Origin of the sequence: Psychroserpens burtonensis DSM 12212 (assembly GCF_000425305.1) — a bacterium.
GTDB lineage: Bacteria > Bacteroidota > Bacteroidia > Flavobacteriales > Flavobacteriaceae > Psychroserpens > Psychroserpens burtonensis.
Genome location: NZ_AUDE01000069.1, coordinates 1 through 1187 on the forward strand (window position 1 = coordinate 1; position 1187 = coordinate 1187).

Annotated in this window: 2 protein-coding genes; both read left to right on the plus strand. The window is 31.0% G+C overall.

Translation table 11 applies throughout. The features are described from left to right. Positions 1 to 133: 133 nt before the first annotated feature. Positions 134 to 550 (plus strand): hypothetical protein, encoded by a 417-nt coding sequence (locus H593_RS0115430; protein WP_028873248.1) that lies wholly within the window; start codon positions 134 to 136, stop codon positions 548 to 550. Between the two features lie 185 nt (positions 551 to 735). After that, positions 736 to 1086 carry a hypothetical protein gene (locus tag H593_RS0115435; RefSeq protein WP_028873249.1) on the plus strand — a complete coding sequence of 117 codons (351 nt, stop codon included), beginning with the start codon at positions 736 to 738 and terminating at the stop codon, positions 1084 to 1086. Positions 1087 to 1187 lie beyond the last annotated feature (101 nt).

Here is a 1187-nt window from a genome sequence, read left to right on the forward strand (position 1 = left end):
CCCTTTAGAAACTAGCTTAAAGCCGTTTTGAAAAACAAAAATAGAAAAAAATATAGGATTTTTGTTGTTTGCTAACACAGAATCTAACCATACACTAGACGTTACCCAACATTTGAGAAAAAACCAGAATTGAATGAAAAAAACAATCGGAATTGGAATTTTATTGCTTTCAATCATTTCTTGCGGATATTTATTCCAACTTGAAAACGATAAAAAATTGACAGAAAAAATTGAAACGGAACTGAACTCTGAAAATGGAGCGATTGACTTTGCAAAAATAACCGATTTTGATTGGGACAGTTTAATAATACTCGGACCTTATACAACGATAGAAAATGTCGAAGATGAATTTAACTTAAATCTTGCGAATATTAGACAGAACGGAATTCACTATTCTGATTATTATGATTTAGTCGTTTTCATAAAAGATAAAAAGTCGGTCAAAATTATTGAGCTTAATAGAGCATTAAATTCACAACGGAGAATTATTAAAAAAGAGGAAAGTAAATTTAAAACTGGAGAAGACGGAATAATAAAACTGACCGAATAAAAACGTTGGGTAACACCGTATAAAAATAATTGCGGTTTAGTGCTTAATCAAAGGTCGTTGCGTGTTTGTAACGTCTGATTTTCCTTCGGAAAATCCTCGCATACAAACCCGCAACTATTCTTATACATAAACGTTGTGTACAATTACTCAACTGAATCAAAAGAGGAATAAAAATTGAACTGAACTTGAGGAAAACTGCAATAAATATCAAAACTGAAAAATGGGATGAAATAATCTCTGAATTGAAAAATAGAGGTTGGATCATTACGGCAAAATATTATGGCTTTGATGCTGGAATTGATGACGACTTTTTGATTTTAAGAAAAGGATTGAAAAAAATTATGTTCGGATGGACAAATTGGTTTGAGGGAGAAATAAAATGTAATGACAAACTCTTTCAATATTTAGAAACTGAATTTAATTTGGCTTTTGAATTTGGAAAACCGATGAGTTTGAAACCAATGGTCATTTTAACATATCGGTTTCAGTCACTTCCCTTGTTTATTGTAAAAAAACTGAATCTATTAAAAGACTGAATAAAAACTGTACACAACACGGTGTATAATTAATTGCTTGGTCACTGCCGACTTACGAACATTCCTGCGGAATATTCTATCTGTGATTTATTTGCTAAATT